3 protein-coding genes and 1 pseudogene are annotated in these 3,472 nt (G+C 35.8%); all 4 read left to right on the forward strand.

Translation table 11 applies throughout. The annotated features are described in order from the left end of the window. Positions 1-150 (forward strand): annotated as a pseudogene (locus J582_RS26880) (DUF4236 domain-containing protein); the annotation flags it as partial. A 100-nt stretch (positions 151-250) separates the two neighbouring features. After that, positions 251-565 carry a hypothetical protein gene (locus tag J582_RS24345; protein WP_005092537.1) on the forward strand — a complete coding sequence of 105 codons (315 nt, stop codon included), beginning with the start codon at positions 251-253 and terminating at the stop codon, positions 563-565. A gap of 526 nt (positions 566-1,091) precedes the next feature. Further along, complete coding sequence (locus J582_RS24350) at positions 1,092-1,769, forward strand: hypothetical protein (RefSeq protein ID WP_005092539.1); 678 nt, start codon at positions 1,092-1,094, stop codon at positions 1,767-1,769. Next, positions 1,769-3,472: hypothetical protein (locus J582_RS24355; protein WP_050674861.1), on the forward strand; the 1,704-nt coding region annotated here is incomplete at its 3' end. The genes J582_RS24350 and J582_RS24355, both read left to right, overlap by 1 nt.

The raw sequence follows: 3,472 nt of genomic DNA on the forward strand, positions 1-3,472 counted from the left end.
CCCTATAAAAACAGAGTTGGCAACCAAGAAAATCCTGCTCAGGAACAACAACCGCTCTATACATCAGATACGGAGCAACCTAGGTCGAATGTCTGGATTTGGGTAATTTTTGGATTATTTTGTTTTATTGTCGGGGCAATTATTTTTTAAATTTAGCCATTCTTTGCACCCATAACATTCATTCCGCTAGGCAAAATTTAATTCATTTATTACTATGGACGGATGTTAAATATAATAAAGGCTGCCGCTGATGTCTGATAATGACAGTACTCTGGATTATGATGAAAATGATTTAATCGATTCTCCCTTGTCTCAAATTTTACAAGAGGATAATGAGCAAGTTGAAATTCTCATTTATCGATTACCTGATAGTAACTGGACACTGGAAGTGGTAAACCAAAATGGTACTTCTACGGTATGGGATGAAACATTCCCGTCAGATCAGGAAGCTCTATCTGTTGCTATAGATGGAATTAAAGCCGCAGGCGGTATTCAAGCATTTTCCGAACTCAGTGACCTCGAAGCAAAGAAAAATATTTTTCCTGAATCCCTTACTCGCCATTAAAAATGAAGCTGCTAGCGTGGATATGAATCAGTATTTTCTGGATTCTTAGAACCTATCGTGATGATAGGTTCACACTTCAAGCCTACCCTCTCTAGGGTCGAAGGGTCAAAATTTTCCTCAAACATAAACTCATCTGCTCGCTCTTTTTTCAATATTGCCAAGGCATAAAAGAAACATTTTTCACATAACTGCAATTCATATCATTCCCCGTCATGCTTAGAACCATAGCCCCAATGTGCCGATAAAGTGCCAAACTCCAGTTTCGTTGATTGGTTGCATATATCACATACAGCATCTGTAACGACTTCTACCTGTTTCAGTTGTTTTCTATATTAAGAACCTCTTAGTTTTAAAATAAATAGCATTGCTATAAGTTGTGACCCCGTTCTTAAAAATATAAAAAAATCACAATATATTGTATATAGTTTGTAAATATACACAAAATATAGGGTAGATCAATCTTGTTTAATATTTCAAAAAATTATAAGAATATTCAATTGATTATTTTTTACACTTATGAAGGATTATGGAAACCGCTATTGATTTCAATGAAAAATTTGGCGCACCTAAAAACTTGTTGTGCAAAAATTTTAATAAAATCCAAATCAGTATACACCCTGATTTTTTTGGAATTTATCTTTGCTATCAAGAGGCTTTAAAATCCTTAAAAGTTGATCTATCAATATTGACAGTAACTTCTCACACTTATATCCGCGTTTGGAAAGATCCAAATAGATCTGGCTATACCATCGCGAATAGCTGTCAGTGGTACTTATATTGGTCTAAAAACACACCTAAGAATATCAACTTACTCATACATTCTTTTCCTCAAGATGAGGACAAAATTGAGCTATTAAAAAAAGAGGCAAGTTTGGAATTCATGAGATTTCTGGCCTCTTATCACCATGATCTGGATCGAATGAATCCTGCAAAAATGCAATCGCTGATCAATGCACATATCTCATATGAAGTTATCTTGGCTTTAAACAAAGAAAATTCTTTCAAACCTCACCGTACTATGAGCTTAGACCTGCTAGCAAAACTACTCTCATTCACACGAAATCAGCTGAATTATCGAAATAAAGTTATAAACCGGCAAAGACAGAAGATTTTTGATCAACTGCAACAAACCAGTGGAATTGTGCAACAACTTTTAAACAATGTGGACTTCGTTCTCACGCCAGATCAGCTATGGAAAGCATAATGTCAGAATATAACCCAAACCATCAAAATGCTGCTGATATTCCGCGGGTATCATTAAAACAGACACTGGAAAAACTCTTTGGTGACGAGCAGTTCAACCGTGCAGAACATATTCAATATATTGCTGATTTACTGACTTCACACCCCAATGATCAATATCTGAAGGAGCTGAACCTCGATCTATTAGATTTTGATCTACAAACCAATTCTGTTGTTGCTAGACCCGCTGCCTTAGTCTCCTCTCGAAAACATACTGTTAGTGCAACACCCGTTACTTGGTATGTAAACTCAATTGCACAATTAGCAAAGTCAGAAGAAAATGCCTTAACCTGGAATATTCTAGTTTTAAAAGCAGCAATTTATTTAATTGCTCTTCCTGAGCTCAAGCCAGATCTTTTTAAACAAGCGCACGCCGAACACTTCAATACCGTAAAGCGCTTATTCCAGCGCTTTAGGACTGCAAATAAAAATTTAGATACTGAAAAAAAATATCATAATACAGAAGAATATAAACGCCTCTGGAATGTCTATCTTAAAGATCTAACGCTGAGCTTAGAGCAATTTATTCAACATCTGATCACATTAGATACGGATGAATTGCCTGAGTTTGATCGCAATCTACTCAATGATATTCGCATTACTTTTAACTATGTTTTAAAAAACAAAGCGAAGATTGCACGTGCAAGTATCGATACGCAGCTTCAACATCAGTTTCTTGATGAAGAACAATTCATTGAAGAAAGTATCGAAATCAAAAAAGGGGCTAAATCTAAAGCACTGAATATAGAAACCTCAATCGATGAGCCGATTAATCGGCAAATTGTTGTCAATCCAACTGACGTCACACCACTCGCAGCACATTCAGAAACGAGTCAAAGCTATGTTCTACCGCTTGTGGCAAAACATATTCAACGCAAAGAACATTTACTCACGTCGAGTAGTTTTTTTCCCAATCCATCTAGCGTGAACCATCTACTGAAAAGACTTCATGTGGACTACTCTGAACATCAAAATAAAAGTGCTTTGATCCTGATGCTCGCATTTTTAACAGGCAACAGTGTGAATGAGTGGCTATATATACAAAGCAAGCGAGCTAAAAACTTAAATAACCGCCAAAAATTGATCCATAAAAATGATCAGTTCTTCTTAAGCAGTAAATTTAATGTATTTGAGAACCGTGATTTTGAGTATTCAAACAGCTTGCTTAATCAGACGATCTATTTAGACATTCCAATCCCGAATCTATTCATTGAGGATCTCCGCAAAATGGATTCGGTTAGTTTCGATGATATACAGCAATATTTACGCAAATTAAGACAAGAATTATTGATTCCAAAACTGTCTGTCGTAAAGGTGAGTTCTCTACTGCATTATACGGTTCTTGCAAAAACAGGGAATAAACAACTCGCAGATTTAATCACAGGGATTGATGCCAATCAGTCATCATCTGTTTCTTATTGTCATCAGAATATTCCACGATTACATGCACAATATGTTGATATTCTAAAATCACTTTGTGCAGATGTATCAAACACATATGAAAGTTGTGTACCTTCGCTCCCTGATTCAATAATTCATTTTGGTAGTCGTAAGGCTCCAAAACCACAGGTCATTACAGAGATTTTTGCTGTATTGAAATTTAATATTTTTTCACAAGCTGAAGACGATCTGATTGCTATATACAACCACTACAACATATGGATG

This window comes from Acinetobacter sp. 1566109, assembly GCF_000582255.1.
GTDB lineage: Bacteria > Pseudomonadota > Gammaproteobacteria > Pseudomonadales > Moraxellaceae > Acinetobacter > Acinetobacter nosocomialis.

Excerpts from the sequence above, each read along its gene's own strand:
- J582_RS24345 (WP_005092537.1), top strand. The coding sequence starts at position 251 with ATGTCTGATAATGACAGTACTCTGGATTATGATGAAAATGATTTAATC.
- J582_RS24350 (WP_005092539.1), top strand. The coding sequence starts at position 1,092 with ATGGAAACCGCTATTGATTTCAATGAAAAATTTGGCGCACCTAAAAAC.